1 pseudogene is annotated in these 593 nt (G+C 45.4%); it reads right to left on the reverse strand.

The features are described from left to right. Positions 1–68: 68 nt before the first annotated feature. A pseudogene (locus tag R7R78_RS27935) lies at positions 69–593 on the reverse strand (dipeptide/tripeptide permease); the annotation flags it as partial.

Here is a 593-nt window from a genome sequence, read left to right on the forward strand (position 1 = left end):
TATTCTGCACTGAATGAATACAGAAAAGGGACGCGATTGCGACCCTTTTTAATAACTTTGAAACCATGTTAAGCAACTTGTGTTTGTTGCTCTTCAATTTGTTCTGCAGTGCTGTGAGTGTTTTCTGCACCGTGCATCCAACGAACAAGCGTGTTCGAGAATAACATTAGAATCACACCACTGATCAATGCGGTTACTGCGATGCCACTAAAGATAGCCATTGCACCAAGTTCACCCACATGAGAACCCACGTAACCAGCGACATAGTTCGCAATAGCGTTACAACCAAACCATGCACCCATCATCAACGATGCAAGACGTAGCGGAGCCAGTTTGGTTACAAGAGACAGACCAATAGGGGATAGACACAGTTCGCCCAAAGTATGGAAGAAGAACGCGCCAACTAGCCATAGCATGGATGTTTTCACGTTAGTATCACCACCTTGCTCCATTACTGCACCAACCATGCATAGGAAGCCTAGTGCCAAGAAGAACATGGCTAAAGCAAATTTCGCTGGTGAGTTTGGTTCACGTTTACCTAGTTTCACCCATAGAACCGCAAGGACAGGCGCAAGCGTAATGATAAAGAATGG

Source organism: Vibrio sp. 2134-1 (assembly GCF_033339495.1).